Here is a 24,412-nt window from a genome sequence, read left to right as displayed (position 1 = left end):
TGAGATAAATTATAATTTTAGGAATATGAAAAAGGTAACAAATGTATTTCAGCTTTTAGTGGCACTATTTTTTGGTGTGGCACTGGTTTTTTTCCTGGTGTTCGATAGTGTCAAAAATGGATTTGGCATTCAAGAACTAACCGCTGGCAAGGTGGTGATTTGGCTTTTAATTGGTTTGGTGGTTTATCTAGTCGCGTGGATGCTTCAGTCCATGTTTACCTCCAGCCTAAATAAAAGAATCAAAAGACTGGAGGGCGAAAATGATAAGCTGAAAGCCAGGCTTTATGATTTCGAACAACAGACTAAAGTGGGTGGCATCAAGCCTTCCGGAGCCATACAAAGCCCCGATGATGATGATCCCGAAAGCTCTGGCATCAGACCTCGTCAAAACATCAAATGAGCATACTGATCAGTAGATATTGGAAAAATTAAAAAGATAGGAAATCCTGAAAGGCGATTTCCTTTTTTGTGTACTGGTACAAAATGATTAAAAATGGTAACTAAGACGTTTGGTAGTACAGTTTCTGGAGTTGATGCTATTCTGATAACCATTGAGGTGAATGTGGGGCAGGGAACGAAGTTCTTTATGGTGGGGCTTCCGGATAGTGCCGTGAAGGAAAGCCAGCAGCGTGTGGAGTCAGCATTGAAATATTACGGCTATAGAATGCCTCGTCAAAAGGTGGTGGTGAATCTTGCGCCAGCAGATATCCGAAAGGAGGGTTCGGCCTATGATTTACCCATCGCTATGGGCATATTAAAATCCTCGGAGCAGGTGTCATTTCCCGATTTGGAACAGTATGTCATTATGGGAGAGCTATCGCTGGATGGTCAGCTGCGGCCTATCAAGGGCGCGCTCCCTATAGCCATCGAAGCTCGAAAGCGCGGTTTTAAAGGAATTATTGTACCCAAAGACAATGCCCTTGAAGCTTCCATCGTCAATAACCTCGATATAATAGGAGTACAAAATCTGGAAGAGGCCATTGGTTTTATGGAAGGGGAGCTGGATATCGCTCCCTTGGTTACTGATACTCGAGATATCTTCTATAATTCTCTGGAAGATTATGAATTTGATTTTTCTGATGTCCAGGGTCAGGAGAATATAAAGAGGGCGATGGAGATCGCTGCTGCTGGCGGCCATAATGTGATCATGGTGGGACCTCCAGGAGCGGGTAAGACGATGTTGGCAAAGCGGCTTCCTGGGATATTGCCGCCACTGACCTTGCAGGAGGCCCTAGAGACCACCAAAATCCACTCGGTAGCAGGTAAGCTGGGCCGTGAGGCATCCCTGATCGCTCAGCGACCCTTCAGGTCTCCCCACCATACCATCAGTGATGTGGCGCTCGTAGGGGGTGGAGGGAATCCTCAGCCCGGCGAGATTTCACTTTCTCATAATGGAGTATTGTTTTTGGACGAGCTACCGGAGTTCAAGCGCACCGTGCTGGAGGTGATGAGGCAGCCCTTAGAGGAGCGACACGTGACCATCAGCAGAGCGAAGATTTCCGTGGATTACCCTGCCAATTTTATGCTGATTGCCAGCATGAATCCATGTCCATGTGGCTATTATAATCATCCTGACAAGGAATGCGTCTGCGGTCCGGGGGTGGTGCAGCGCTACCTGAATAAGGTCAGTGGGCCACTTTTGGATAGAATAGATCTTCATGTGGAGGTGACTCCCGTTAAGTTTGACGAAATGACTTCCACTCGGAAGGCGGAACGAAGTTCGGAGATCCGTAAGCGGGTGGTCATCGGCCGCGATAGGCAGCTGAGACGCTTTAATGAGCATAAAGAAATCTTCTGCAATGCCATGATGCCTTCCCATATGGTCAAGGAAATCTGTCAAATCAATGAGGCGGGGAAGGCTCTGTTGAAGACTGCCATGGAAAGATTAGGTCTTTCAGCACGTGCTTATGATCGAATTCTAAAAGTGGCCAGGACCATCGCCGATCTTAGCGATTCGGATGTAATCAGAGTCGAGCATTTGGCAGAAGCCATCCAATATAGAAGTCTGGACCGGGATGGCTGGGCAGGTTAAGGTGAAAGGGCTTATAGACCAGTGCATGTTTGCGTCAACATGTTCATTAAACCTAGTATATATTGAAATAATATTAACTTAATATAATATTAACTTAAAATATTTCAATTGAATTATTTATATAAGGGCTATTGCACTTTTTTTAGGGCTTATTTTTGTGAAATAATGAAGTAATGCGTTTATTTGTTGACAAAAGTTGTGATCACCCTAAAATTTAAATCAGTCCAACTTAATTACACACTTTTTGGAATACTAGAAGTCAGTTAAGCAAAAGGCCTTCCGTGCATTCGGAAGGCCTTTTATGCTTTTAAGACGATTTAGCGAAGCTGATTTAATGCCTGATCCAAATCCTCCAGCAAGTCTTCTAGGTGCTCTAATCCTACGGAAAGGCGAATTAAATTTTGAGGGGTTTTGGTGTTTGGTCCTTCCACGGCAGCTCTCCTTTCGATGAGGCTTTCTACCCCACCAAGGCTGGTAGCATTGCTGTAATATTTTAGATGGGATATTAATTTATCGGCATTCTCAGCACCTCCTTTGACCAAAAAGGAAAGTATCCCTCCAAATCCAGTCATCTGCTTACTAGCCACCTCATGGCCTGGATGATTTTTTAGCCCGGGGTAGTAAACTTTCTCTATTTTGGGATGCTGGTCGAGGAAGCTAGCGATAAGGCCAGCATGCTCAGCATGGCCTTTCATACGATAGGCCAGCGTCTTTATACTTCTGGTCAGCATATAGCAGTCAAATGGGGAAGGGACGGCTCCTCCGGTCTGCTGGATGTTTACGATTTTATCCCAAAATTCATCTTTCACGGCAGTGATGAGTGCTCCGCCAAGAATATCACTGTGGCCCCCAAAGTATTTGGTAGAGCTATGCATGACCAAATCCGCTCCTAAGGCCAGCGGATTTTGAAACACTGGGCTGGCAAAAGTATTGTCGCAGACCACCATGAGGCCTTGACTTTTTGCCCAGTGGGAAATTTCCCGAATATCAGATATTTTCAATAGTGGGTTGGAGGGCGTTTCTATCCATATCAGCCGGGTCCTTGGTGTTTTGGCGGCGGCCAGGGTTTCGACTTTACTCATATCGACAAAACTCACTTCCAGCTGATCGACAAAAATCTCCAATAGTTGCTTTTTGAGGCCGTGGTACATATCATCGGGAGCGATTATATGGCTGCCTTTTGGCAGGGCCTGAAACACGCTCATCCCCGCAGCATTGCCAGAGGAAAATGCCGCTGCCGCCTGTCCTCTCTCCATCCTGGCAAGAAGATTCTCCAATGCCATCCGGTTAGGGTTATTGGCTCGAGAATATATAAGGGAGTTTTCCTGATGCTCAAAAGTCGTCGAAAGCGTAATGGGCTGTACCACGGGGCGATGGCTGTCCGAAATTGAATTGCCTCCATGTATGGCTAAAGTCTCGAATTTCATAGGGTAGTTTTGGTTCTAAATTAAGCAATATTGTAGTAATCCACCAATATAATTACCCTTGTGGAGGGCTAGTGGAATAGCGCATAAAAAAACCGCTATGCGGAGAACCATATGAATGGTCTCTGCATAGCGGCAAAATAACTTGTAAACAGCCGTATTTAGCGAATACGATCTACTGATTTTATCAATAGTTCATCTTTTCTGATAAATCTATTGGCCACAATATTGAATACCATCGCCGCAATAATGCAGTAAAACCCAATCATAAACGCGCCACTGGCGGTGGGGTTGAAGTCGAGGTTTTTGCTATAAGTAAGGTAAACGATGATGCCTAGATTGACCACCATAATGATGGAGTTGATCATATTCAGGAACATCTGTTTGGTGCGGTTCTTAAATTGGCTGAGGCTATAGATGGCCACTACTGCGGCGATAATCGCCAGAATGCCGATATAAAAAGTGGGCATCAGCTCCGAGACTTCCCCAGAATCTACATATACCTTAGAGAGATTCCATCCGGTAAGTTTCAGCATTTCTGTCTGATCGATATTTACCTGGGTCCAAATAGGAAAATAAGTTACGAGTAGCATCGCAATGGCTACCAGCAATAAGAAAATGGTTTGTACGCGTTGTATCATTGTTCTGATTTAAAACTTTTGACAAAGAAACAGGGTAATTTGATCAATAGCAAGAAAGGGCCATAGCTTTGGGAATAATTGGGGCTTTTGGTGGTGAGGATCCTTTTATTATCGGGGGTAGGCACTTATTATTTTAGGGCTTCCTAAGCGATTTCTGATAAGCAAGAGGCGGTATCCAATCTTGAGCGTTGTATAGGCGGGTGAATCATTTATCTTTGCAAAGCAATGGATAAGATGAAGCGATATTTTCTAGAGCTAGCCTATAATGGGACGCATTATCATGGATGGCAAATTCAGCTCAATGCAGTGTCGGTGCAGGAAGAGCTTAATAAGGCCCTCCAAACGATCCTGCGGAAGCCTATAGACACCATGGGGAGCGGAAGGACGGACACGGGGGTGCATGGTAAGCAGCAGTTTGTGCATTTTGATCATGAGGAAATTGCAGATGCCAGGACCTTCCTGAAGAAAGTCAATGCGGTACTGCCCAAGGATATTAGCGTATATTCCCTGCGGGAAGTATTGCCCCATGCTCATGCTCGCTTTAATGCCCAGTGGCGGAGTTACGAATATTATATTACCTTACGAAAAGACCCTTTTGAGGAGGAGTTTTCCTGGCACTGCTATTACCAGCTAGACCTAACCAAGATGAATGAGGCGGCACAATTGCTAATTGTTCATCGAGATTTCGAGTGTTTTAGCAGGGTAAAAACCAAGGTAAACCATTTTGAATGTGAAATAAAAACAGCTTTTTGGGAACAAAAAGACCGACATTTGATTTTCCATATAACGGCCAACCGTTTTTTGCGGGGAATGGTACGGGCGATCGTGGGGACTTTGGTGGAAGTGGGGACAGGAAAGATAGATTTGGCGGATTTTCAGGCTATTCTGGATAGCCAGCAGCGCGCCAAAGCTGGATCGTCCGCTCCTCCGAGAGGCCTATACCTGAGTAAGGTGGAGTATGCTGAAGAAATATTTATTTAAATAAATTATACGATTTTGAGTCTGGACAAAGAAAATGTAAAAAGTGGGGATATCATCGATACCCAAGTCCTTAAGAAATTATACCAGTTTGTCAAGCCCTACCAAGGACGGTTTATATTTTTGATAGTTCTCACTGTTGGCTTGGCGGCCCTTGCACCTACCAAACCTTTGTTTATTCAGAAGGCTATTGATGAGCATGTCGCTACGGGCGATGTGGATGGGTTGGTACGCATTATTTATCTGTTGGTAGGCCTCCTGGTCTTGCAGGCGGTGATCCAGTTTGCACATACTTACCTGTCAGGATGGATTGGGCAGGTGATTATCCGTGACATTCGGGTCAAATTGTATCGCCATTTATTGAAAATGAAACTTAAGTTTTTTGATAATACTCCCATCGGAAGGCTGGTGACCCGGAATATATCGGATATAGAGACCTTGGCCAACGTTTTTAGCGAAGGACTTGCCGCCATCATCGGCGACCTGCTGCAGCTAGTGACCATTCTGGCAGTGATGTTCTGGGTCGATTGGAAGCTGACTCTCGTGAGTCTTTCCACTCTTCCCCTACTGATAATATCTACCTATATTTTCAAGGAAAAGGTAAAAGTAGCCTTTAACGATGTGAGAAATGCAGTATCTAATTTGAATTCCTTCCTCCAGGAACATATCACAGGGATGAATATAGTACAGGTTTTCAATCGGGAGAAAAGTGAGTTTAAGAAATTCGATGCCATTAACCAGGATCATAAGAAAGCCAATATCAAATCGGTAATGTATTATTCGATCTATTATCCAGTGGCGGAGATTATCCAGGCCATTGGTATAGGATTGGTGGTATGGTATGGAGCCACAGGCGTATTTGGGCTGGATCTTAAAGTAGGGGTGCTAATCTCCTTTATTATGTACCTGCAATTGTTTTTTAGGCCTATTCGGATGCTGGCAGATCGATTTAATACGCTACAGATGGGAGTGGTAAGTTCTTCACGGATCTTCAAATTGCTCGAAAGTACGGAGCATATTGCCAATGAGGGCCACTATCAGCCCGCCAAAATTCAAGGCAAAATTGATTTGGACCAGGTGTGGTTTGCCTATAATGATGAGGAATGGGTGCTGAAAGATATTAATTTCCACGTCAGGCATGGAGAAACAGTCGCCTTGGTGGGAGCTACCGGCGCAGGGAAGTCTTCTATAATTAACTTGATTAGCAGGTTTTATGAAATCAATAGGGGCAGTATCCGTGTAGATGGGAAAGATATCAAGGAATACGAACTGGGGACATTGCGTAAGCATATTGGCGTGGTGTTGCAGGATGTGTTCTTGTTTTCAGATACCATTTATTTCAATATTACCCTTGGCAATCCTGACATTAGCAGAGAGCAAGTGATGGAAGCTGCGGAGCTGGTAGGCGCTGCCAAATTTATCGAAAGACTTCCGGGAGGCCTGGATTATAATGTGAAGGAAAGAGGCGCGACCTTGTCAGTGGGCCAGCGCCAGTTGATTTCCTTTGTCCGAGCAATGGTCTATAATCCTGAAATCCTGATATTGGATGAGGCGACTTCTTCTGTGGATACTGAGACCGAGGAGATGATCCAAAATGCCATTGAAAAAATGATGACGGGAAGGACTTCCATTGTTATTGCCCATAGGCTCTCCACCATCCAAAAGGCTCATAATATCATCGTCCTTCATAAAGGCGAGATCAAAGAAATGGGTACACATGATAAGTTGCTGCAGGAAGGCGGCTATTATGCTCAGCTACATCAGATGCAGCTGAAGTCCATGGTGAGCTGATCCTAGCTCCCTGGGAGGGCTGATTTTGTGTTCCTTCAAGAAGCAGGGAATCACTTACAATACTATTTGCAGGATTTTAGCTGATATTAAATCTTTACTTTTCGATAATAGGCTTTAATTTTGCGCCGTTAAAAAAAATATAGTGGTCCATCAAATGAGTCCGCTAATGCAAATCTATTCAACAGTGCTAACAACTATTATTTCAAGAGTAAAAATGAAAAAGCTATTATTGCTAATGCTTATTGGCCTGCCCATGATGGCAGCAGCTCAGGATCAGGCGGTCGGATTACGTATAGGGGAGCCATTGAGCATCACCTATCGGACTTGGTTGGAAGATAAGGTAAGTATCGAGGCGATGTTTGGACGTGGAAGTGCCAACAGTTCCGCCTATTATCGTAATGTATTTAATAATAATAAGCCTTCGCCCAATGCCCTATACGTCAATGAAAACTCCAGTGGCGGGGTTTCTATAAATGCGCGAGTGGCCTATCACCAGGATATTACGGCCGAATTTGATATTACCGAGGGTAAATTAATGGCTTATGGAGGCGCAGGTCTTCAGCTTAGAAGTATTCGAGTGGAGTACGCCTATGAAGAATCTCCCACTATGCAGACCCTTCGGTACGAAAGTAAAAGTAATATAGATCTTGGCCCGGAAGTATTTGGCGGTGGAGAATATTATTTTGAGGACTGGCCTGTGTCTGTGTATGGTGAATTGGGACTTCTCTTGGAACTTGTGGATCGACCTGGACATGTCAAAATGCAGGGCGGCATCGGAGTGAGGTATCTTTTTTAATTTTCTAGAATGCACATGATCCTATAGTTTCAATAGGCCAAAGCATAAAAGTAAAGTACTAATGAAAATAACTGCAATTGTCGTGGCTGTATTAGCTCTTATTGGTTTTGGGGTATTCGTTTACCTTGGAGGCTATGAGGATTATCCTATAGAAATTCGGGAAAATGCATCCATGGACCTTTATGGGCTCACTTATCGGGGGACGCCACAGGACGAGGGTTTGAAGCAGACCTTTGAGCAGGTGGAGGCACAAAAGGAGGATGGGGCGATCCTTCATACGATCTATATGGTGGAGCCAGCAGGAAAGCTGGACACCATGAAGGTCTTTGTGGGGCTGGATAGGCTGAGTGCCATACCTCCATCCTGGGAAACAAAGACGATAGACGCTAAGCGGTTTATCGTGGCGGATTTGCACTATCATAAAATGGTAATGCCGCGCCCTGAATCAGTAAAGAAAGATATACAGGAATTTGCTAAGGAAAATAGCCTGATACTCACCGATGTATATATTGATAAAATTTTAGGAGAAGAGCATATCCAGGTTTGGGCGCCCTTAGCGAAGGATTAATAATCGCTGTTTTCTGGTATGATTTTGGAGTAGGTGAATTTGTTGGGAAACCAATTATTACAACCCAAATACAAAAATGTGCGTGTAATAGAACTATTGATAAACCAAAACTCGAAGAAGATGAAGCAACTGTTTTTACCACTTATACTATTAGCAGCATTAGTTATCCAAAGTTGCGAGGGACCAATAGGCCCTCAGGGTCCTCAGGGGGAGCCTGGAGATAGCTTTATAGGAGAGACCTTTGAGCTCGAAGTGTCATTTAATGAGGCCAATAATTATGGGGAAAGCTTCGATTTCACCACTCCACTTTTTGATGGAGATGTTGTTTTGGTATATATGAATGAGGAGTCTGTGTTCATTGAAGGGCGTACTGCCTGGAGATTAGTTCCTCAAACCTTCTATTTCGATGAAGGGGTATTGGTGTATAATTACGATTATACCCCTCAGGATTTTACAATTTTCATGGATATTTCGCCAATTGATTTGAGTTCACTGGATCCGTATTGGACTAATAACCTGCTTTTTAGGGTGGTGGTTTTGCCTTCTGATCTTATGAATGCAAGGATGGATTTCACAGATTATGAGGCTACCATGGCTCACTTTGGAATCACTGAGGAAGATTTCTCTAAAAAATAATATATAGTAAAAAGTATATAGAGAACCACCGGGAATCGATTTTCGGTGGTTTTTTTATGATATAATGTTCATCATTAAGACAGAATAACGTCTGGCCGCAGGGCTTTGTTATTGATAAATAAGGGATTTGATACTGGTAAATAATAATAGAGGTATTAAGCTATTTATTATAGCCAATTCCACCAAAAGCTTGATCCAATTCCTTGTTGCGGTTCGTATTATTTATAGCAATAAACTATCTTTGTGCCATGCAATTGAAAAATGATTTACTATTAAGAGCTGCCCGGGGCGAGAAAGTAGAGCGGACCCCCGTTTGGCTGATGCGACAAGCCGGCAGGATATTGCCTGAATATCGTGCGGTACGAAATAGCGTTAGTGGTTTTATCGAGCTAGCGCAGACTCCTGCCTTGGCTGCAGAGGTGACCATCCAGCCCGTGGATTTGCTCGGCGTGGATGCGGCGATTATTTTTTCGGATATCCTCGTGATTCCAGAAGCGATGGGACTTCCCTATGAAATGATAGAGAAGCGTGGTCCTCGCTTTCCTAATACCGTGGCGAGTGCGGCGGATCTGAAGAACCTGAGAGTGGCAGATGGGGTGAATGACCTCAGCTATGTTATAGAAGCGATAAAAATCTCCAAAAAAGCACTCAATGGCCGAGTACCCTTGATAGGATTTGCTGGAGCTCCTTGGACCATCTTCGCCTATATGGTCGAAGGTTCTGGTTCCAAGACCTTCTCCAAATCTCGTGCGATGCTGTATCAAGATCCAGAATTGGCTGAGGAGCTTCTGGAGATGATCACGCAGTCCACGATTAATTATCTCAAGGCACAAATCGCCGCAGGAGCAGATATAGTGCAGCTATTCGATAGCTGGGCTGGGATACTTCCTCCTGATCATTATAAGAAATTCTCCCTAAAATATATCTCTCGCATCTGTGATGCCATCACCGAGGTGCCTGTTACGGTATTCGCCAAAGGCGCCTTCTTTGCAAGAGAGGAAATGGCCAAGCTAAATTGTGAAACCATCGGCCTGGACTGGAATATGGGAATCCAGGAGTCCAGAAGGTTGATCGGAGAAGGAAAAACCCTCCAAGGGAATTTGGATCCAGCTGCCCTGTACGGCTCTGACAGTGAGGTCGAAGCAGCTACCAAAAGGATGCTCGACCAATTTGGCACTGGAAGACATATCGCTAACCTGGGTCATGGCGTATATCCAGATATTAATCCCGAAAAAGTAAAGGTATTTATCAATACCGTAAAAGAATATAGCAGCAAGCTTCGTGCTTAACACTTATTTAAAATTTTAGCCTTTATTAACCAAGGTTTATTCAAGCCTCCAACCCCCCGGATTCTCTTGTTCCTGAAAATTGCATCAGGCAGAGGGCTTCGGGAGGGTTGGAGGCTTTTCATATTTTTGTGGTCAGGAGGCCTATAGGTCTCTAGTTTTTATGGGTAAATATTAAATTTCTTATTCCCTATATAGTTCTTCGTACGCCGTGCTTGGAGCACTAGCTCTTCGTGGGAGGACTAAAAGGTGAGGGTTTTTTTTAGGATAAACCTAAGCTTTTTATAGTATTTTCTAGGATGTATATGACTATGTGGTATTATGCCAACTCTAACTTCTTATTTTAATGTGCCAAAATATTTGGCTTATGAGGATCGAAGATACCGATATTGTACTGTTTTTGTGTCGATATGGAACAAGCGACTGTTCGGTATGGGACACCTTTGGGAGAAGGCTTCTGTATAGCGGAGGTAGTTAAGAAATAATTTTATTTTTTTTGAAATTAATTTCATTCGTTATTTCTATAAGCTCGAAAAGTCAACTGCGTATTTTTTGCCTAAAACCTGTATTAAAAACGGTCATTTAGGCGGACAGAGTAGCCGACTTAGGACACTTTTAGAAAATCAACACCATGCCAATAGTTTACTTTAAAGAGAAAAATAACAATAATTTTATTTTGAATAGATTGAAATAGCCGATGAAATTATTGATTTCTGGAACTGGTATGTATTTGGGATAGAGGAAAGTGTAATCGCGATAGATTCTTAGTTTTTAAAATTGTTCCAAATCATTTAAATAATACCGTCATGAAATCTTTATTCACAACCCTTTTAGTTTTTGCTGCAATCTTTTTTGCCAATGCAACCGATGCTCCTGATACCTTGGCGACCAAGGCTAGCCTACTGTCTTCTACTCAAGTGGAGGTACTTGATGATCATATGAACATAAATTTTGCTGCCGCTGTAGGTAAAGTTACGGTGTGCATTTATGATGCCGATAAGAAATTATTGGGTCGCAATCAGTATATGGCCAATCAGCCGCTCAAGATTCCTTATAGCTTTAAGCAAATGCCTTCCGGCGCCTATTTTGTGAAGGTCAAAAACAAGGACGAGGAAGTGATGTATGAGGTGAAAACAGTAGAAAAAACCATCATTTTAAATATGCCTATCGTTGCCTATGGCAAAGAACTGAACCGCCACACCATTAACCTCAAAGTGTTAGGAATCGAGGAAGCAGGTACCAAAGTGGATATTTTAAACGAAGCAAATGAGGTGATCGCTACCGATTTTGTGATGCAAAAAGAAGGCTTTGAGAGAAACTATAAATTGCCTTACAGAAATGTGGAGGGCCTGTATCTACGAATCAAAGATACGAAAGGAAGACAAAAATACATCTATTTCTAAATCCACTTATAGCATAGGTTGGGTTGGGCTGTCCGTAAGGGCAGCCTTTTTTTGTTATACAGTGTAAGGCCAATCGCCTCATTCAATAGTCTCTAAGGGCGAGCAGTTTTTTCTTAAATCGATCTATGGGTAAATAGGCACCTTCAAGGGCAGTGGCAAAAGGGACTGGGCTGTCTATGCTCGCCTCACGCATTACTGGAGCATCCAGCTGCTCAAAGCAGTTTTCGCTGATCCAAGCGGCTATTTCCGCCCCTATTCCTCCCGTCAGGCTATCCTCATGAAGGACAATTGCCTTATTGGTTTTCTTTATGGAATCAGAAACCATATCCTTGTCCCAAGGCAATAATGTCCTTAAGTCAATTAAGTCAGCTTCTATACCAGCTTGGTCCAGTGCCTCCATCGCCCAATGTACGCCCATGCCGTAGGTGATTATGGTGAGCTCTGAGCCTGTCCTTACCAGGTTTCCCTTGCCAATAGGGATAGGGATGAGTTCAGTAGGAACCATTCCCTGAAGGGATCGGTACAATGCTTTATGCTCAAAAAATAAGCATGGATTGGGGTCCTCAATTGCTGCTGCAAGTAGGCCCTTGGCCTCCGCAGGAGTGGAGGGATAAATGATCTTCAGGCCTGGGATATGGAAAAACCAGGCCTCGGTGGATTGGGAATGAAAAGGCCCTGCACCAACTCCCGCTCCCGTAGGTAATCGGATCACCACATCCGCATGCTGGCCCCAGCGATAATGCAGCTTTGCTAGGTTGTTGACGATTTGATTGAAGCCACAGCTTACAAAGTCAGCAAATTGCATCTCCACCATAGCCTTATACCCTTGGATGGATAGTCCTAAAGCTGTACCGATGACCGCACTTTCACACAGTGGAGTGTTCCGTACCCTGTCCTTGCCATAGGTTTCCACAAATCCCTTCGTAACCTTAAACACCCCTCCATAATCGGCAATATCCTGGCCCATCAGGATTAGCTGAGGCCACTTCTCCATAGATTGAGCAAGTGATTCTGAGATGGCATCCACCATGCGCATATTTTTGGCTTTGCCAGGGCTGTTGCTTTGGGAGGAAGTGGAGATTGTGAGTGGCTTATAGATGTCTTCTAGTTCATCCGCTACATTGGCAATCCGCTGCGGATAAGCGTCAGCAATTTGCCAGGCTTGATCCACCTGGCTTTTTATTTCCAGGCCTATTTTATCCTTTTCATCCTGGCTCAGGATGCCGGTGCTGAGCAGGAAATTCTCAAAATTTAGAATTGGATCTTTTTTACGACCTTCTTCTAGGTATTCACCAGGGATATAATCCGTGCCGGATGCCTCCTCATGACCTCGCATTCTATAGGTTATAGCTTCTACGAGAAAGGGGCGAGCATGCTCACGAATATCCTCTGCCACAGCCCTGAGGCCTAGGAGCATCTCCAGAATATTATTTCCGTCCAACACCACAGAATCTATTCCATAAGCTTTGGCTTTGTCCTGAAATGAGGGGTTGTGGTATTGCTCCGTGGAAGGAGTGGAGAGCCCATACCCATTGTGTTCGATTACAAAGATAACGGGGAGCTGCCATACAGCGGCGATATTGAGGGCTTCATGGAAGTCCCCTTCTGAGCTGGCACCATCGCCAGAAAAAGCCAGGGTGACCTGTTTTTTTTGAGACAGCTTATTGGCTAATGCAATGCCGTCCGCTATGGCTAGCTGGGGACCCAGATGAGAAATCATCCCTACAATATGGTGGGGAATGCTGCCAAAATGGAAAGACCGGTCTCGTCCTTTTGTGAAACCTTCCTTCTTGCCTTGAAACTGGGCAAACAACTGCGCTAGGGGTAATTCCCTTGCGGTAAACACCCCTAGGTTTCGATGCATGGGTAGGATAAATTCCTCTTCTTCCAATGCTAAAACCGCCGCCACACTAATGGCCTCCTGGCCCCAGGCGCTAAACCATTTGGAAATCTTACCTTGCCGAAGTAATAGTAGCATTTTCTCTTCTATCTTTCGAGGTAATAAAAGGTGCCTATAAATGCTAATTAACTCATGGTCACTAAGATGTTTTCGGTCAAAGTTCATAGGCGAGGAATTGGTTTATTGGAATTAAACAAATCTACACCGTCCCCGGCAAATGGCCAACAAAAGTGATATAAATGACCTGCCTTTGCCAACCTTCGCCTTCCTCAATCAGTATAAAGGAATATGAAAAACACAGAAATCCTGATCAAAAATATGGTCTGCCCACGTTGTGTGACGGCCGTAAAGGAAGTCTTATCAAAGAATAACCTTGGCTATGAATCTGTGGAGCTAGGGCATGCTATTCTTTCAGAGTCGCCCTCCAAGACTCAGCTGAAAGATTTGAGCCACTCCCTAAATGAAATTGGTTTTGAAGTACTGCATAGCAAGGAGGAGAAGATTGTGGAGCAGATAAAAACCAAGCTTCAGGTTCTGGTGAGCCAGGAGGAAATACCCGACGCCTTCAGCCTAAGTGGGTTTTTGCAGCAGGAGTTGGCAGAAGATTATAGCAATCTCAGTCATGTTTTTAGTCAGACTCAGGCTTTGACCATCGAGAAGTATTTTATCAATCTAAAGCTGGAGAAAGTAAAGGAATTACTTACCTATCAGGAGTTGCAACTAAGTGAGATCGCCTATAGGCTTGGTTATGCTAGCGTGCAGCACCTCTCGGCACAGTTTAAGAAGGTGATAGGAATGACCCCTTCTGCCTTCAAGAAATTGCCTGATAAACCTCGCATAGGCTTAGACGCTGTATAATTTTCCCAGGTACTCATATTAGAAGGAATAAAAAAAAGCGTTTTGGGATCCCAAAACGCTTTTTTGATACGATCTTACCAGGTAATAATCGTAGGTATATACTCTGTTAGTGGTTATTCAAATTGGATTTCAGCTTAGAATAATCTCAAACCTAGAGAAAGAATCAGTTGATTCTGTCTTTGATCCGTGTCAAATCCAGCAATAGCATCTGATTGCTTGCTTAATGATCCCTCATATTTCAGGTCCAAAATCATATTGCCGATATCGAAGCCAATCCCAGCCTGGTATCCCACGGTGGCATCATTGTACTCCGGCTCCGGGGTGGGGATGACTTGATCGGTAAACTTAGAATTGATCAAGAAGCTAGCCACAGGTCCAGCTTGGATTCTAAAGACTTGCCCCAGTTTAAATCCAAGAAGAATAGGAATATCAAAGCGGTTAAAAGAAGCCTCATAGGACATTTCGTTTGTGCCCGTAGTTTGCTTTATTTCTCCACCCGTATTGACATATAGAAATTCTGGTTGCACATACAGGGAGTTTCCGCCCATTCTTACAAAAGCACCAATATGGTACCCTAGTTTGTCACTTCCGCTTTCATATCCGTCACCATTGACTTTGATATTTCCTTGAGATACGCCGAATTTTGGGCCTATGCTAAAATCTTGAGCTTGTGCTGCGGTACTCATTCCTATAAGAGCGACTACCAGAATCCAGATATTTTTCATGTTAAGTTGAGTGTTTAAGATTATTGCTATCCCTGCGGATTCAAATACCTTGCCAAGCCTATTTTTAGATATTTCATTGCCATCACATCTGTGATTTGATAGCATTTGTATAACGTTTTAGCTCCAGTTTTACCTTCGGGTATAAGAAGAATAAACCGATCATATTCGGGAAAACCAAGGCTAGAATCATGGCATCAGAGAACTTCACCACGGCATTTAGGGTGGTGGAAGCTCCTATTACGATGAATACTAAGAATAACAGTTTATAGGTAAGGTCAGCTGCTTTACTTCTTCCAAAAAGGTATTTCCAGGATTGAAGCCCATAGTAAGACCAAGAGATCATTGTGGAAAATGCAAACAATATGATGGCTACTGTCAACACATAGCTGAAGTGGGGGATCACCGCATCATAAGCCATGGTGGTAAGCTCCACGCCTCCGACAGATTCTCCAGTGGCTTTTAGCGTGACATTGCCGCTGCCGTCTCCACCGTAAGTAAAGATACTTTCCACATTTTTAAGTCCTCCATCAATATTAAAAAAGATAATTACCAAAGCGGTCATGGTACACACGATCACGGTATCGATAAGTGGCTCAAGTAAAGCTACCACACCTTCACTGGCTGGGAACTTCGTTTTTACCGCTGCATGAGCGATGGCAGCCGATCCTGCACCCGCCTCATTGGAGAAGGCCGCTCTCTGGAAGCCAACGATCAATACCCCAACAAGACCCCCAAGGCCGGCCATGGGTGTAAATGCACCTTCAAGAATCAACCCTAACGCATCATCGATATAGTCATAGTGCGCTCCTAAAATAATAAGAGAGGCTAATACATATACCCCAGCCATAAAAGGAACAATTTTCTCAGTGATATTGGCGATTCTCTTAATCCCTCCAATAATTACGATCGCTACTAATACGGCAAGAGCAATTCCTATATAGAAGCCATTCGTTTGGAAGTTTATTCCCATTAAGCTCGATAGCTGGGAGGCTGCTTGATTGGATTGGAAGGCATTGCCTCCTCCAAAGGATGCTCCCACACAAAGTACGGCAAACAGCCCTCCTAAAAACTGACCTAATCGACCTTTTTTAAGATCGGTAAGGCCTCTTGATAAATAATACATTGGACCGCCGTGTACGGTGCCATCATCTTCTATATCTCTATATTTTACTCCTAGGGTACATTCTACGAATTTGGTACTCATGCCAAGAAGACCGCAGATAATCATCCAAAAGGTCGCTCCAGGTCCACCTAAGGCTATGGCAACTGCCACACCGGCGATATTCCCTAAGCCTACCGTGCCTGATACCGCAGTGGCCAATGCTTGAAAGTGACTTACTTCTCCTCCTTTTGCCTCGTCTGGAATTACATCTGGATTCTCAGGATCCCGGTAATTTCTTTCCAGATCATCGTATTTCCCTCTTACTGTATTGAGAGATAGCGGGAGCTTAGTAATGCCCGGTACTCCAAAATATACCGTGAAAAAGGTGGCACCACTGACCAGCAAAATCAGAATAATTGGGATTTCATATCCTCCCAAAGTGATAGGATAAAGCACCAGGCTTTCCCATACATCGGCGAAGGGCTGAAAGGAACGATCGATCTTTTGTCCTACGCTCAATTCTTCCGATGGAATAGCCTCTTGAGCTAGGAGGGATAATGGAAAAAGAAATATTAGGAGGGATAGAAGTTTTTTATACATAATGTAATTTTGTTTGTTAATTATATTTGAGTTGTATATTTCAATCTGGAATCCTTACTCGATCCACGAAAAACCCAAAATGCCTCCATAACTAACCTTCTACACCCTTAATGCTGTGATTTTACAGCTTTAGGGCATGCACGCCCTGATTGGGGATACATCCCTTATAGCAAAGCATATAGCTAATTTTTGGGGTGAATATCATGTTAGAAAGAGACAAAATTGTAATTATACCGTGTTAAGTTGATTTTATCAATTGGCTAAATTAAGCTGTTTTGCTAGAATTTCAATCCCTTTTTTAAAACTTTTTGGTTTATAATTAAGCTGATCTTTAGCTTTTTGAATGATAAAACCTGTTTTCAGGGGTCGTTTTGCAGTTTGTTGAAATGCCGTAGAATCGGTTTTGGTGATCTTTGTTTTATCCAATTTGAAAAAATCTACCGTTTGCATTGCCATTTCGTAAGGTGTCAATACCTCTTCGCCAGAGATATTGTAAATTCCTTCCGCTTGATTTGCAGCCATTAGCAGGCAGCCTTCGGCCAAATCCTCCGCTAAAGTAGGTGTGCGGAGCTGATCATCCACCAGCTGTAGCGTCTTGCCTTTTTCGATCGAGTCCTTTACCCACAAGACAATATTGGAGCGACTCATATCATGAGAAATGCCATAAACCAAAACCGTCCGGGCTATTCCCGCCTTTACTCTGGAATCTAATATGAGCTTCTCAGCCTGTAATTTGGTCTCTCCATAATAATTGATAGGATTCGGAACCGCCTGTTCGTCATAAGGGCCTTCCGCTCCATCAAAGATGAAATCCGTGGATACATGCACCAGGTAAGCACCCTGGGCCTCGCAGCCATTGAGTATATGGCTAACCGCCCTGACATTCTGTGCGTAGCAGTCCTCACGCTCGGTTTCACACTGGTCCACATTGGTCATGGCCGCGCCATGGATCACTAGCTTAGGCGCATATTTCCCGAATACCTCCATGACCGCCGACTCATCCGTGATGTCCATGCTGGCATAAGTATATCCTTTCCACGATTCGGGGAGTCTGCAGGCTCCACGGCCAGTGGCGATGATCTCATATTGCTGCTGCTCGAGAAGGCGCTTGATAAGTTTCTGTCCTAGCAGGCCATTGGCGCCTGTAACCAGGATGGGGCCGGGATTATTCCTTGGTGTATTCGAAACCATATTCCTTGGTGATTTTCTTTTTTGATAAATTCTCTACTTCCACAGTGATATATACAGGATCCACCGGCTTGTCCATCGCATTGGTCTTTTCGGCAGAAATCTGATTTACTACCTCCATTCCTTTGATGACCTTGCCAAAAACAGTGTATCCGCCTTCGTCCAAATGGGGCGTGCCCCCGCTAGTGGTAAATACCTCAATGGCCTCCGCAGCCATAGGCTTGGACAGATTGATGTGTAAAAATTCCTCCATCTCCACTTTCTTAGTAAGCATAAGATTGGTCATCTCCTCGTACTTTTCTTCCTGATATAGCTCCATATATTGCTTAGCGAGGTCCCTTTGGCTGTCCAATGTGATGAACTTCATGAAGCTCTTCTGGAGCTTGCGGATGTCTGTGGTCAGCTCCTCTTCGGTATATACCTTGCCTTCGACGATATAGAATTGGCAGCCGCTGGATCTTTTTTCCGGGTTGATATTATCGCCTTGTCTTGCTGCCGCAATAGCACCTTTCTCATGAAGTAATTTGTCATTCAGCTCCGCTGGAATAGTGTACCATTCAGACATTGGGAGTTGTTCCTTACTGAAAACATCTCCACCTTGAATCATAAATTCCTCGATAACCCGATGAAATTCCGTGCTGTCGAATCGACCTTCCTCCGCCAGCTTGATAAAATTCTCTTTATGAATAGGCGTCTCATCATATAGTATCGCATAGATGTCCCCATGTCTGGTATGAATGGTAATCAAAGCGTCCTTTTCTGAGGCACAGGAAAACAAAAGTGGGAATGCAATTGCTAGGAAAAATAATTTTGATTTCATGCTTATTGATTAAGATTCTTTTTGATTTCAGCCAAAATACGGTCGCCACCTGATTGGAGAACTTTTTGAGCTAGCTGCTCGCCAAGTGCCTTAGCATCGTGGGTTTTTCCGCTGGACTGGTGCTGGATTCTTTCCTGACCGTCTAGGCTTACTATTCCAGCCTTCAGCTGAAGATCGTCCCCTTCCAGCTCTGCCAGGCAAAATACAGGAATGCTGCAACCTCCCTCAAGAACCTTGAGAAAGCTTCTTTCTGCAATAAGCCTGTAGCCGGAGGGCTCATGATGAGTCGCCTGAATGATGGCGTCCCGCAATTGGGGATCGAGAGATTCATAGGCTTCCACAGCGATACAGCCTTGCCCTACCGCTGGGGTAAACTCATCCAGAGAAAGTTCATGCTTGATCATGCTATCATATCCCATTCGGTGGGCTCCGGCATAGGCCAATAATAAGGCATCGCATACGCCAGACTCCATCTTTCCAATGCGGGTTTGCAGGTTGCCGCGCACCTCAACAGTCTTGATATGAGGATAAAAGTGCTTCAATGTGGCCACCCGACGAGTGGAGGAAGTCCCCAATAGCAAGGCTTGGTCGGGATTCTTATAGTCAATGGCCTTATGACTTAGGATAATGTCATTCACCTTCTCCCGCTCAGTAAACGAAATTAGTTCAAAGCCCGCAGGCAGCGAAGAAGGCATATCCTTGGCACTATGCACGGCAATGTCAATATCACCATTGGCGAGCTGCTCTTCGAGCTCTTCGGTGAAGACCCCCTTGCTGCCAATTTTGGAGATGGAAACATCCAGTATTTTGTCCCCTTTGGTTTCTATAGTGACGATTTCTGATTCTAAGCCAGCATTTTTGAGGAGGTCAGCGATATGATAAGCTTGATACAATGCCAGTTTACTTCCTCTGGTTCCTATCCGAATGGGTTGCATTATTCTTTAATTTTTCTTTTTGTAGTTTTTTTATTGACCGAAAGCTCGATGAATTCGACGATTTTTCCGGCGATATCCACCCCTGTTGCTTTTTCGATGCCTTCGAGTCCTGGCGAGCTATTCACCTCAAGGATGAGTGGACCACGGGCCGACTGTAATAAGTCCACGCCAGCTACAGCAAGTCCAAGGGCCTTTGCGGCGCCTAAGGCAGCTTTACGCTCTGCGGGGCTGAGTTTTATAATGGTAGCTTTACCTCCTCGGTGGAGGTTGGAGCGGAATTCACCTTCCTCACCTTGACGCTTCATGGCGCCGACCACCTTGCCATTTACAATAAATGCCCTGATATCGGCTCCTTTAGCTTCTTTGATAAATTCCTGAACGATGACCCTCGCTTTTAAGCCGTGGAAGGCTTCGATTACCGATTGACCTGCTTTGCGGGTTTCGGCAAGCACCACGCCTAGTCCCTGAGTGCCTTCCAGTAATTTGATGATCAATGGTGCGCCACCTACCTGATCAATAAGCTGCTTCTCGCCACCTTTAGAAAAATTGGTGAAGGCAGTTTTTGGCATGCCTAATCCTTCTCGGGAGAGGATCTGCAGGCTGCGGAGCTTGTCCCTGCTGCGGACGATGGCTTGCGACTCCACCACCGAAAAAGACCCCATTAGTTCAAATTGCCTTACTACAGCCGTGCCATAGAAGGTTACAGATGCGCCTATACGAGGAATGATCGCATCAATTCCTGTGATTTTTTCGCCTCTATAAAGAATGGAAGGCCCCTCTTGCTCAATGACCAGGTCACATAGAGAGTGGTCAATGATCATGGCTTCATGGCCAGCAGCGATGATGGCTTCCTTTATCCTCTTAGTGGAATACAGGTTTTGATTACGAGAAAGTACGGCTATTTTCATGGTTTTGGGACTTTAGATTTTTTAGAAAGATTGGTTTCCTCTACATCAACAACGAAGCGCCCGATGAGCATCTTGCGTCCGAGAAGGATGGAATTTCGCATTTTTGACCTGTCAGTAAGGGTAAACTCTACCATTAAGGTCTCATCAAATATCTTGACCAGCGTGCTTACTTTATAGCGGAGTTGCGATTTACCTATTGAGCTTTTTACTTTTTTTAAGGTATAATTTTCTGTACTCATCACCTTCCCTGTATAGAGCCTGTGGCCAGGCGAGAGCAAGATAAACTCTAAAGTCTCCTGCCCGTCGATGAGCTTTTCTTCTAGCCATTCACAATGTATGGAATTGGTATAAGCGCCGGTGTCCACTTTGGCAGAAATCATATGAAGTCCCCATTCTGGTAAGCTGATTTTTTCTCGCCGGCCTATAATGTTCTTTTTCATACGCTTTCTTTTCTGCGGAGTACCCGAGCCATATTGAAGGACAAATTAGCAAATAGAATTTTTGCACTTGCATTTCTTTCCAAATGGTAATGTGCGTCATTTAACAACTTATACAGATCGGTTATTTTATTTTCGGTAAGTGCTTTTGTGCTGAAGTTTTCAACAAAATCTCTGTCACTGGGGCTGGACCTCATCAGTTCTTCCAACTGACTTCTTTTTAGCAGGCTTTCACGAAGGATGTTTAATCCGGTAAGTAAGAGCGCTTTTTGCCCTTCTTTGTCCTGTAATTGATATTGATCTGCCCACTGGGTAACCTTGTTTATATCTAAAGTAAAGCAAATTCTCATCCAATCTCTGAATTTGGCAGTATTTTCATCCACCACCTGATCCATAAGCCTGTAAGCATCCCTCATATTGCCATCGGCAAGTGGAGCGATCTGCTGGGCGGCTGCCGGGCTGGAAAGACCCTGAGCGACGAGATGCTCCTCTATTTCGGTATCAGTAAATGCCCGTACGAGGACTTTTTGGGTCCGCGACAGGATCGTCGTCAATAGCTGCTCTGGCTGATTGGCCACCATCAGAAATAAGGTCTTTTCCGGGGGCTCCTCCAGAACTTTCAATAGTGCATTGGCCGCAGAGGAATTCAAAAACTCTGGCATCCATACCAGGATGGTTTTATAGCCTCCCTCAAAGGATTTCAAAGATAGTGTCTGGATGATTTGCTTAGCGGCTGCCTTGGAGATATTAAGCTGCTTCTTTTCGAAGCCGTTATGATAGATCCAGTCCTGAAGGTTTGCATAAGGCTTGTTAATTACAAAGTCGCGCCAAGGAACGAGAATATCCCCTTTTTTAGCTTTGTCCCCATCTTCCTCCTTGATCATGCTGCCCGGTAGGGGAAAGGTGAAGCTGAGATCGGGGTGGACCAGCTTGGCCATCTTTTGACAGGAGCTGCAGGTGCCACAGGAATCGTTTTCGCCAGGGTTTGCGCAGTTGACATAAGTGGCCAGTGCTAAGGCCATTTTTAAATTTGCGGAACCTTCTGGACCATGAAACAATAAGGCGTGAGCCAAATGGTTGTTTTTGATCGCTGTGACTAACCGGTCCTTAGTTTCTGTAAGGCCGGGTATAGATGAAAATAACATGGGTAATTCTTTTTCTTAGACTTCTTTGTCCCAAATTCGATAAGCCTTGGTCATTTCAAAGACTTTTTTAAGGATATTTTGCTCAGTTTCATCATAAGGGATGCCGCGTCTTGTCATGACCATCTCGGCCGTCTCTGCAAATTTCCTAATCTGGAAGGTGCTGAGGCTGGACGCTCCTCCCCAAGCAAAACTTGGGATGAAATTACGCGGAAATCCAGCGCCGAAGACATTGGCACCGACTCCGACCACTGTGCCGGTATTAAACATGGTGTTGATGCCGCACTTTGAATGGTCCCCCATCATCAGTCCGCAGAATTGTAAGCCTGTTGGGGCAAATCCTCCTTTGGTATAATCCCAAATTTTTACGGCAGCATAATTATTTTTAAGATTGGAAATATTACTGTCTGCACCGAAATTACACCATTCTCCAATTACGCTATTACCCATAAATCCATCATGACCCTTATTAGAGTAGCCGAAGATCACCGAATTAGAGACTTCTCCGCCTACTTTAGAGTGCGGCCCCACGGTGGTGTCTCCACGGATCTTTGCCCCCATATTGACGGTGGACTCTTCACCCAGTGAAAAGGGCCCTCTGATGAGTGCTCCTTCTTGTATCTCAGCATTCTTGCCGATATAGATAGGACCATTTTCAGCGTTGAGGACTGCAGCGCGTATTTTGGCGCCTTCCTCCACGAAGATCATGTCAGGGTTATATACTTTGGTATGCTCGTCATTTACCCCTGCGGAAATGCGGTTGGCCGTGATGAGCGCAAAATCCCTGCGGATCTCCAAAGAATTGTATTGAAATATATGCCAGTTTCGATGGATCAAGGTGATCTCTCCTTCGTATTCGATTGGCTCTGTTTGCTCTTTGATCAGGTCTGTGCTGAAGCTCTCTTCACTTTCCCATTTCGTGGCTAATAATACGTTCTCCTTTACTAAACTCTGACCTTGCCCAAGGGCATGGAGGGCAGTCAATAAACCGTGGTCTGGACAAAGACCCCCGTTGATATATAGATTAGCTCCAGCTAGGCCTGGGAATTTCTCCTGAAGATAGGCCTGGGTATGGTAGCCAGCCTTGGCATCAAGATGCTTCTCCCATTTTTCGCGCAGCCTTAGGATACCTACACGTATTTCGCCCACCGGGCGGGTAAAAGTAAATGGCAATAAGGATCCCCGATAGGAGGGGTCGTCAAATAATATAAAGTTGTCCATGGTACAAAAATAGAAAAGTCTCTCGGAATACAATTTCCGAGAGACTTTTTAAAATGCTTTTTACAGAGATAATAGAAATTATTTCTTCTTGTATCTTCTGTTGAATTTCTCAACTCTACCAGCAGTATCTAGCAACATTTTCTTGCCAGTATAGAATGGGTGAGAGTTTGAGCTAACCTCGATTTTGTATAGAGGATAATCGTTTCCGTCTTCCCAAGTTACTGTTTCATTAGTCTCAATAGTTGACTTAGTAATGAATTTATACTCACTGGAAGTGTCATAGAAAACCACCTCTCTGTAGTTTGGATGAATGTCTTTTTTCATGGTATTCCCTATTTATATTTAATATCGCTTTTTCAAATGGAGGCACAAAGTTATTCTTTTTTGTAAAAGCGTCCAAATCTTTATCAATGAATTATTTAGAGAGTCTGAAAAATAGCATGATTTTTTGCTTTTTTATCGCTTATACTCCCTTATTGGCCTGAAAGATAATGGATTATTATGGCTTCATCAAGTTTCTTAATGGACTTCCATGCCTGACGGCTCTCATCTTCCCGACTTTTTGGGAGGAATTATGCCTCCATTTCTTGCCTATAATTCCTCTTCTCTTTCCAGCATTAGGATGGAATTTTGAGAAACAATATAATATTTCTCCTCCTCGTAGATCACCTCGTGGGCTCCGTTCATAAGGAATATGGCCAGATCACCTTCTTTCGCTTGTAGTGGAATATATTTTACCGTTTCTTCTTTTTCTTTCCAGGGCTCATTGTCTTCCACATGCATAGGGATAGGATATCCCGGGCCTGTTTTTACGATATAGCCTTGCTGGACCTTTTCTTTTTGTTGGACTCCAGGAGGTAGATACAGCCCGCTGGAGGTTTTTTCACTTGCCATTTTGGGTCTGATAAGCACTCTGTCGCCTACCACCACCAAGTTTTTGATTTTATTATCTTCAGTTAATCGCATATTTTCAATACCTAAAATGTGAGGGTAGAAAAGGAAAAAGCACCTCGAATGGCTC

General features: G+C 44.1%; 24 protein-coding genes. 10 read left to right on the top strand and 14 right to left on the bottom strand.

Going from position 1 to position 24,412, the window contains the following annotated elements; translation table 11 throughout:
* Positions 1-25 precede the first annotated feature (25 nt).
* A complete protein-coding gene (locus tag B050_RS0117590) occupies positions 26-400 on the top strand; it encodes a cation diffusion facilitator family transporter (protein ID WP_018475271.1) in 375 nt (124 codons plus the stop codon).
* A 93-nt stretch (positions 401-493) separates the two neighbouring features.
* Positions 494-2,032 carry a YifB family Mg chelatase-like AAA ATPase gene (locus tag B050_RS0117585; protein ID WP_018475270.1) on the top strand — a complete coding sequence of 513 codons (1,539 nt, stop codon included), beginning with the start codon at positions 494-496 and terminating at the stop codon, positions 2,030-2,032.
* A 317-nt stretch (positions 2,033-2,349) separates the two neighbouring features.
* On the opposite strand, the gene B050_RS0117580 is transcribed toward B050_RS0117585, so the two are convergent.
* Complete coding sequence (locus B050_RS0117580) at positions 2,350-3,459, bottom strand: trans-sulfuration enzyme family protein (RefSeq protein ID WP_018475269.1); 1,110 nt, start codon at positions 3,457-3,459, stop codon at positions 2,350-2,352.
* 158 nt (positions 3,460-3,617) lie between these two features.
* The gene (locus B050_RS0117575; RefSeq protein WP_018475268.1) at positions 3,618-4,097 is read right to left on the bottom strand and encodes a DUF4293 domain-containing protein; all 480 of its coding nucleotides are present in this window, start codon (positions 4,095-4,097) and stop codon (positions 3,618-3,620) included.
* A 225-nt stretch (positions 4,098-4,322) separates the two neighbouring features.
* Between B050_RS0117575 and truA the strand changes: the two genes are divergently transcribed.
* The 7 genes from truA (at position 4,323) to B050_RS0117540 (ending at position 11,555) form a co-directional block, all read left to right on the top strand.
* Positions 4,323-5,078 carry a tRNA pseudouridine(38-40) synthase TruA gene (gene truA, locus B050_RS0117570; protein WP_018475266.1) on the top strand — a complete coding sequence of 252 codons (756 nt, stop codon included), beginning with the start codon at positions 4,323-4,325 and terminating at the stop codon, positions 5,076-5,078.
* Between the two features lie 15 nt (positions 5,079-5,093).
* Positions 5,094-6,866: an ABC transporter ATP-binding protein gene (locus tag B050_RS0117565; RefSeq protein ID WP_018475265.1), complete on the top strand. Its 1,773-nt coding sequence runs from the start codon at positions 5,094-5,096 to the stop codon at positions 6,864-6,866.
* A 214-nt stretch (positions 6,867-7,080) separates the two neighbouring features.
* On the top strand, positions 7,081-7,662 hold the full coding sequence (locus tag B050_RS0117560; protein WP_018475264.1) for a hypothetical protein: 582 nt from the start codon (positions 7,081-7,083) through the stop codon (positions 7,660-7,662).
* Positions 7,663-7,723: 61 nt separating this feature from the next.
* A complete protein-coding gene (locus tag B050_RS0117555; protein WP_018475263.1) occupies positions 7,724-8,230 on the top strand; it encodes a hypothetical protein in 507 nt (168 codons plus the stop codon).
* 120 nt (positions 8,231-8,350) lie between these two features.
* The gene (locus tag B050_RS0117550; protein ID WP_018475262.1) at positions 8,351-8,866 is read left to right on the top strand and encodes a hypothetical protein; all 516 of its coding nucleotides are present in this window, start codon (positions 8,351-8,353) and stop codon (positions 8,864-8,866) included.
* 248 nt (positions 8,867-9,114) lie between these two features.
* Positions 9,115-10,155 carry a uroporphyrinogen decarboxylase gene (gene hemE / locus B050_RS0117545; protein WP_018475261.1) on the top strand — a complete coding sequence of 347 codons (1,041 nt, stop codon included), beginning with the start codon at positions 9,115-9,117 and terminating at the stop codon, positions 10,153-10,155.
* 803 nt (positions 10,156-10,958) lie between these two features.
* On the top strand, positions 10,959-11,555 hold the full coding sequence (locus B050_RS0117540) for a DUF3244 domain-containing protein (protein ID WP_018475260.1): 597 nt from the start codon (positions 10,959-10,961) through the stop codon (positions 11,553-11,555).
* An 82-nt stretch (positions 11,556-11,637) separates the two neighbouring features.
* On the opposite strand, the gene B050_RS0117535 is transcribed toward B050_RS0117540, so the two are convergent.
* Positions 11,638-13,620, bottom strand: coding sequence for an alpha-ketoacid dehydrogenase subunit alpha/beta (locus tag B050_RS0117535; protein ID WP_026235987.1), 1,983 nt, complete (start codon positions 13,618-13,620; stop codon positions 11,638-11,640).
* Between the two features lie 123 nt (positions 13,621-13,743).
* Here B050_RS0117535 and B050_RS0117530 point away from each other — a divergent pair, with 123 nt between their 5' ends.
* On the top strand, positions 13,744-14,313 hold the full coding sequence (locus B050_RS0117530) for an AraC family transcriptional regulator (RefSeq protein WP_018475258.1): 570 nt from the start codon (positions 13,744-13,746) through the stop codon (positions 14,311-14,313).
* 134 nt (positions 14,314-14,447) lie between these two features.
* On the opposite strand, the gene B050_RS0117525 is transcribed toward B050_RS0117530, so the two are convergent.
* The 11 genes from B050_RS0117525 to B050_RS0117475 form a co-directional block, all read right to left on the bottom strand.
* Positions 14,448-15,038, bottom strand: coding sequence for a porin family protein (locus B050_RS0117525; protein WP_026235986.1), 591 nt, complete (start codon positions 15,036-15,038; stop codon positions 14,448-14,450).
* An 82-nt stretch (positions 15,039-15,120) separates the two neighbouring features.
* A complete protein-coding gene (locus tag B050_RS0117520; RefSeq protein WP_018475256.1) occupies positions 15,121-16,740 on the bottom strand; it encodes an alanine/glycine:cation symporter family protein in 1,620 nt (539 codons plus the stop codon).
* 252 nt (positions 16,741-16,992) lie between these two features.
* A complete protein-coding gene (locus B050_RS0117515; protein WP_018475255.1) occupies positions 16,993-17,931 on the bottom strand; it encodes an SDR family oxidoreductase in 939 nt (312 codons plus the stop codon).
* Positions 17,906-18,748 carry a peptidylprolyl isomerase gene (locus B050_RS0117510; protein ID WP_018475254.1) on the bottom strand — a complete coding sequence of 281 codons (843 nt, stop codon included), beginning with the start codon at positions 18,746-18,748 and terminating at the stop codon, positions 17,906-17,908. The genes B050_RS0117515 and B050_RS0117510 overlap by 26 nt, the downstream gene beginning before the upstream one ends.
* Before the next feature lie 2 nt (positions 18,749-18,750).
* On the bottom strand, positions 18,751-19,683 hold the full coding sequence (hemC, locus tag B050_RS0117505; protein ID WP_018475253.1) for a hydroxymethylbilane synthase: 933 nt from the start codon (positions 19,681-19,683) through the stop codon (positions 18,751-18,753).
* Positions 19,683-20,591 carry a 30S ribosomal protein S6--L-glutamate ligase gene (rimK, locus tag B050_RS0117500; RefSeq protein ID WP_018475252.1) on the bottom strand — a complete coding sequence of 303 codons (909 nt, stop codon included), beginning with the start codon at positions 20,589-20,591 and terminating at the stop codon, positions 19,683-19,685. The genes hemC and rimK overlap by 1 nt, the downstream gene beginning before the upstream one ends.
* Positions 20,588-21,031: an ATP-dependent zinc protease family protein gene (locus B050_RS0117495; RefSeq protein WP_018475251.1), complete on the bottom strand. Its 444-nt coding sequence runs from the start codon at positions 21,029-21,031 to the stop codon at positions 20,588-20,590. The genes rimK and B050_RS0117495 overlap by 4 nt, the downstream gene beginning before the upstream one ends.
* Positions 21,028-22,173: a DNA polymerase III subunit gene (locus B050_RS0117490; protein ID WP_018475250.1), complete on the bottom strand. Its 1,146-nt coding sequence runs from the start codon at positions 22,171-22,173 to the stop codon at positions 21,028-21,030. Before B050_RS0117490 ends, B050_RS0117495 begins: the two co-directional genes overlap by 4 nt.
* A gap of 15 nt (positions 22,174-22,188) precedes the next feature.
* Entirely contained in the window at positions 22,189-23,391 is a 1,203-nt protein-coding gene (locus tag B050_RS0117485) for a GlmU family protein (RefSeq protein WP_018475249.1), read from the bottom strand.
* Between the two features lie 78 nt (positions 23,392-23,469).
* Positions 23,470-23,715: a type B 50S ribosomal protein L31 gene (locus tag B050_RS0117480; protein WP_018475248.1), complete on the bottom strand. Its 246-nt coding sequence runs from the start codon at positions 23,713-23,715 to the stop codon at positions 23,470-23,472.
* Between the two features lie 267 nt (positions 23,716-23,982).
* Positions 23,983-24,357, bottom strand: a complete 375-nt coding sequence (locus tag B050_RS0117475) for a co-chaperone GroES (RefSeq protein WP_018475247.1) — start codon at positions 24,355-24,357, stop codon at positions 23,983-23,985.
* Positions 24,358-24,412 lie beyond the last annotated feature (55 nt).

The sequence above is a fragment of the Echinicola pacifica DSM 19836 genome, from assembly GCF_000373245.1.
In the GTDB taxonomy this organism is placed as follows: domain Bacteria; phylum Bacteroidota; class Bacteroidia; order Cytophagales; family Cyclobacteriaceae; genus Echinicola; species Echinicola pacifica.
Note: the sequence above shows the minus strand (reverse complement) of the source record. Positions and strands in the feature narration are given on the sequence as shown.

Excerpts from the sequence above, each read along its gene's own strand:
- B050_RS0117520 (WP_018475256.1), bottom strand. The coding sequence starts at position 16,740 with ATGTATAAAAAACTTCTATCCCTCCTAATATTTCTTTTTCCATTATCC.
- B050_RS0117530 (WP_018475258.1), top strand. The coding sequence starts at position 13,744 with ATGAAAAACACAGAAATCCTGATCAAAAATATGGTCTGCCCACGTTGT.
- B050_RS0117490 (WP_018475250.1), bottom strand. The coding sequence starts at position 22,173 with ATGTTATTTTCATCTATACCCGGCCTTACAGAAACTAAGGACCGGTTA.
- hemC (WP_018475253.1), bottom strand. The coding sequence starts at position 19,683 with ATGCAACCCATTCGGATAGGAACCAGAGGAAGTAAACTGGCATTGTAT.
- B050_RS0117475 (WP_018475247.1), bottom strand. The coding sequence starts at position 24,357 with ATGCGATTAACTGAAGATAATAAAATCAAAAACTTGGTGGTGGTAGGC.
- B050_RS0117495 (WP_018475251.1), bottom strand. The coding sequence starts at position 21,031 with ATGAAAAAGAACATTATAGGCCGGCGAGAAAAAATCAGCTTACCAGAA.
- B050_RS0117480 (WP_018475248.1), bottom strand. The coding sequence starts at position 23,715 with ATGAAAAAAGACATTCATCCAAACTACAGAGAGGTGGTTTTCTATGAC.
- B050_RS0117580 (WP_018475269.1), bottom strand. The coding sequence starts at position 3,459 with ATGAAATTCGAGACTTTAGCCATACATGGAGGCAATTCAATTTCGGAC.
- B050_RS0117535 (WP_026235987.1), bottom strand. The coding sequence starts at position 13,620 with ATGAACTTTGACCGAAAACATCTTAGTGACCATGAGTTAATTAGCATT.
- B050_RS0117510 (WP_018475254.1), bottom strand. The coding sequence starts at position 18,748 with ATGAAATCAAAATTATTTTTCCTAGCAATTGCATTCCCACTTTTGTTT.
- B050_RS0117575 (WP_018475268.1), bottom strand. The coding sequence starts at position 4,097 with ATGATACAACGCGTACAAACCATTTTCTTATTGCTGGTAGCCATTGCG.
- B050_RS0117515 (WP_018475255.1), bottom strand. The coding sequence starts at position 17,931 with ATGGTTTCGAATACACCAAGGAATAATCCCGGCCCCATCCTGGTTACA.
- rimK (WP_018475252.1), bottom strand. The coding sequence starts at position 20,591 with ATGAAAATAGCCGTACTTTCTCGTAATCAAAACCTGTATTCCACTAAG.
- hemE (WP_018475261.1), top strand. The coding sequence starts at position 9,115 with ATGCAATTGAAAAATGATTTACTATTAAGAGCTGCCCGGGGCGAGAAA.
- B050_RS0117585 (WP_018475270.1), top strand. The coding sequence starts at position 494 with ATGGTAACTAAGACGTTTGGTAGTACAGTTTCTGGAGTTGATGCTATT.
- B050_RS0117525 (WP_026235986.1), bottom strand. The coding sequence starts at position 15,038 with ATGAAAAATATCTGGATTCTGGTAGTCGCTCTTATAGGAATGAGTACC.
- truA (WP_018475266.1), top strand. The coding sequence starts at position 4,323 with ATGGATAAGATGAAGCGATATTTTCTAGAGCTAGCCTATAATGGGACG.
- B050_RS0117560 (WP_018475264.1), top strand. The coding sequence starts at position 7,081 with ATGAAAAAGCTATTATTGCTAATGCTTATTGGCCTGCCCATGATGGCA.
- B050_RS0117485 (WP_018475249.1), bottom strand. The coding sequence starts at position 23,391 with ATGGACAACTTTATATTATTTGACGACCCCTCCTATCGGGGATCCTTA.
- B050_RS0117590 (WP_018475271.1), top strand. The coding sequence starts at position 26 with ATGAAAAAGGTAACAAATGTATTTCAGCTTTTAGTGGCACTATTTTTT.
- B050_RS0117550 (WP_018475262.1), top strand. The coding sequence starts at position 8,351 with ATGAAGCAACTGTTTTTACCACTTATACTATTAGCAGCATTAGTTATC.
- B050_RS0117555 (WP_018475263.1), top strand. The coding sequence starts at position 7,724 with ATGAAAATAACTGCAATTGTCGTGGCTGTATTAGCTCTTATTGGTTTT.
- B050_RS0117540 (WP_018475260.1), top strand. The coding sequence starts at position 10,959 with ATGAAATCTTTATTCACAACCCTTTTAGTTTTTGCTGCAATCTTTTTT.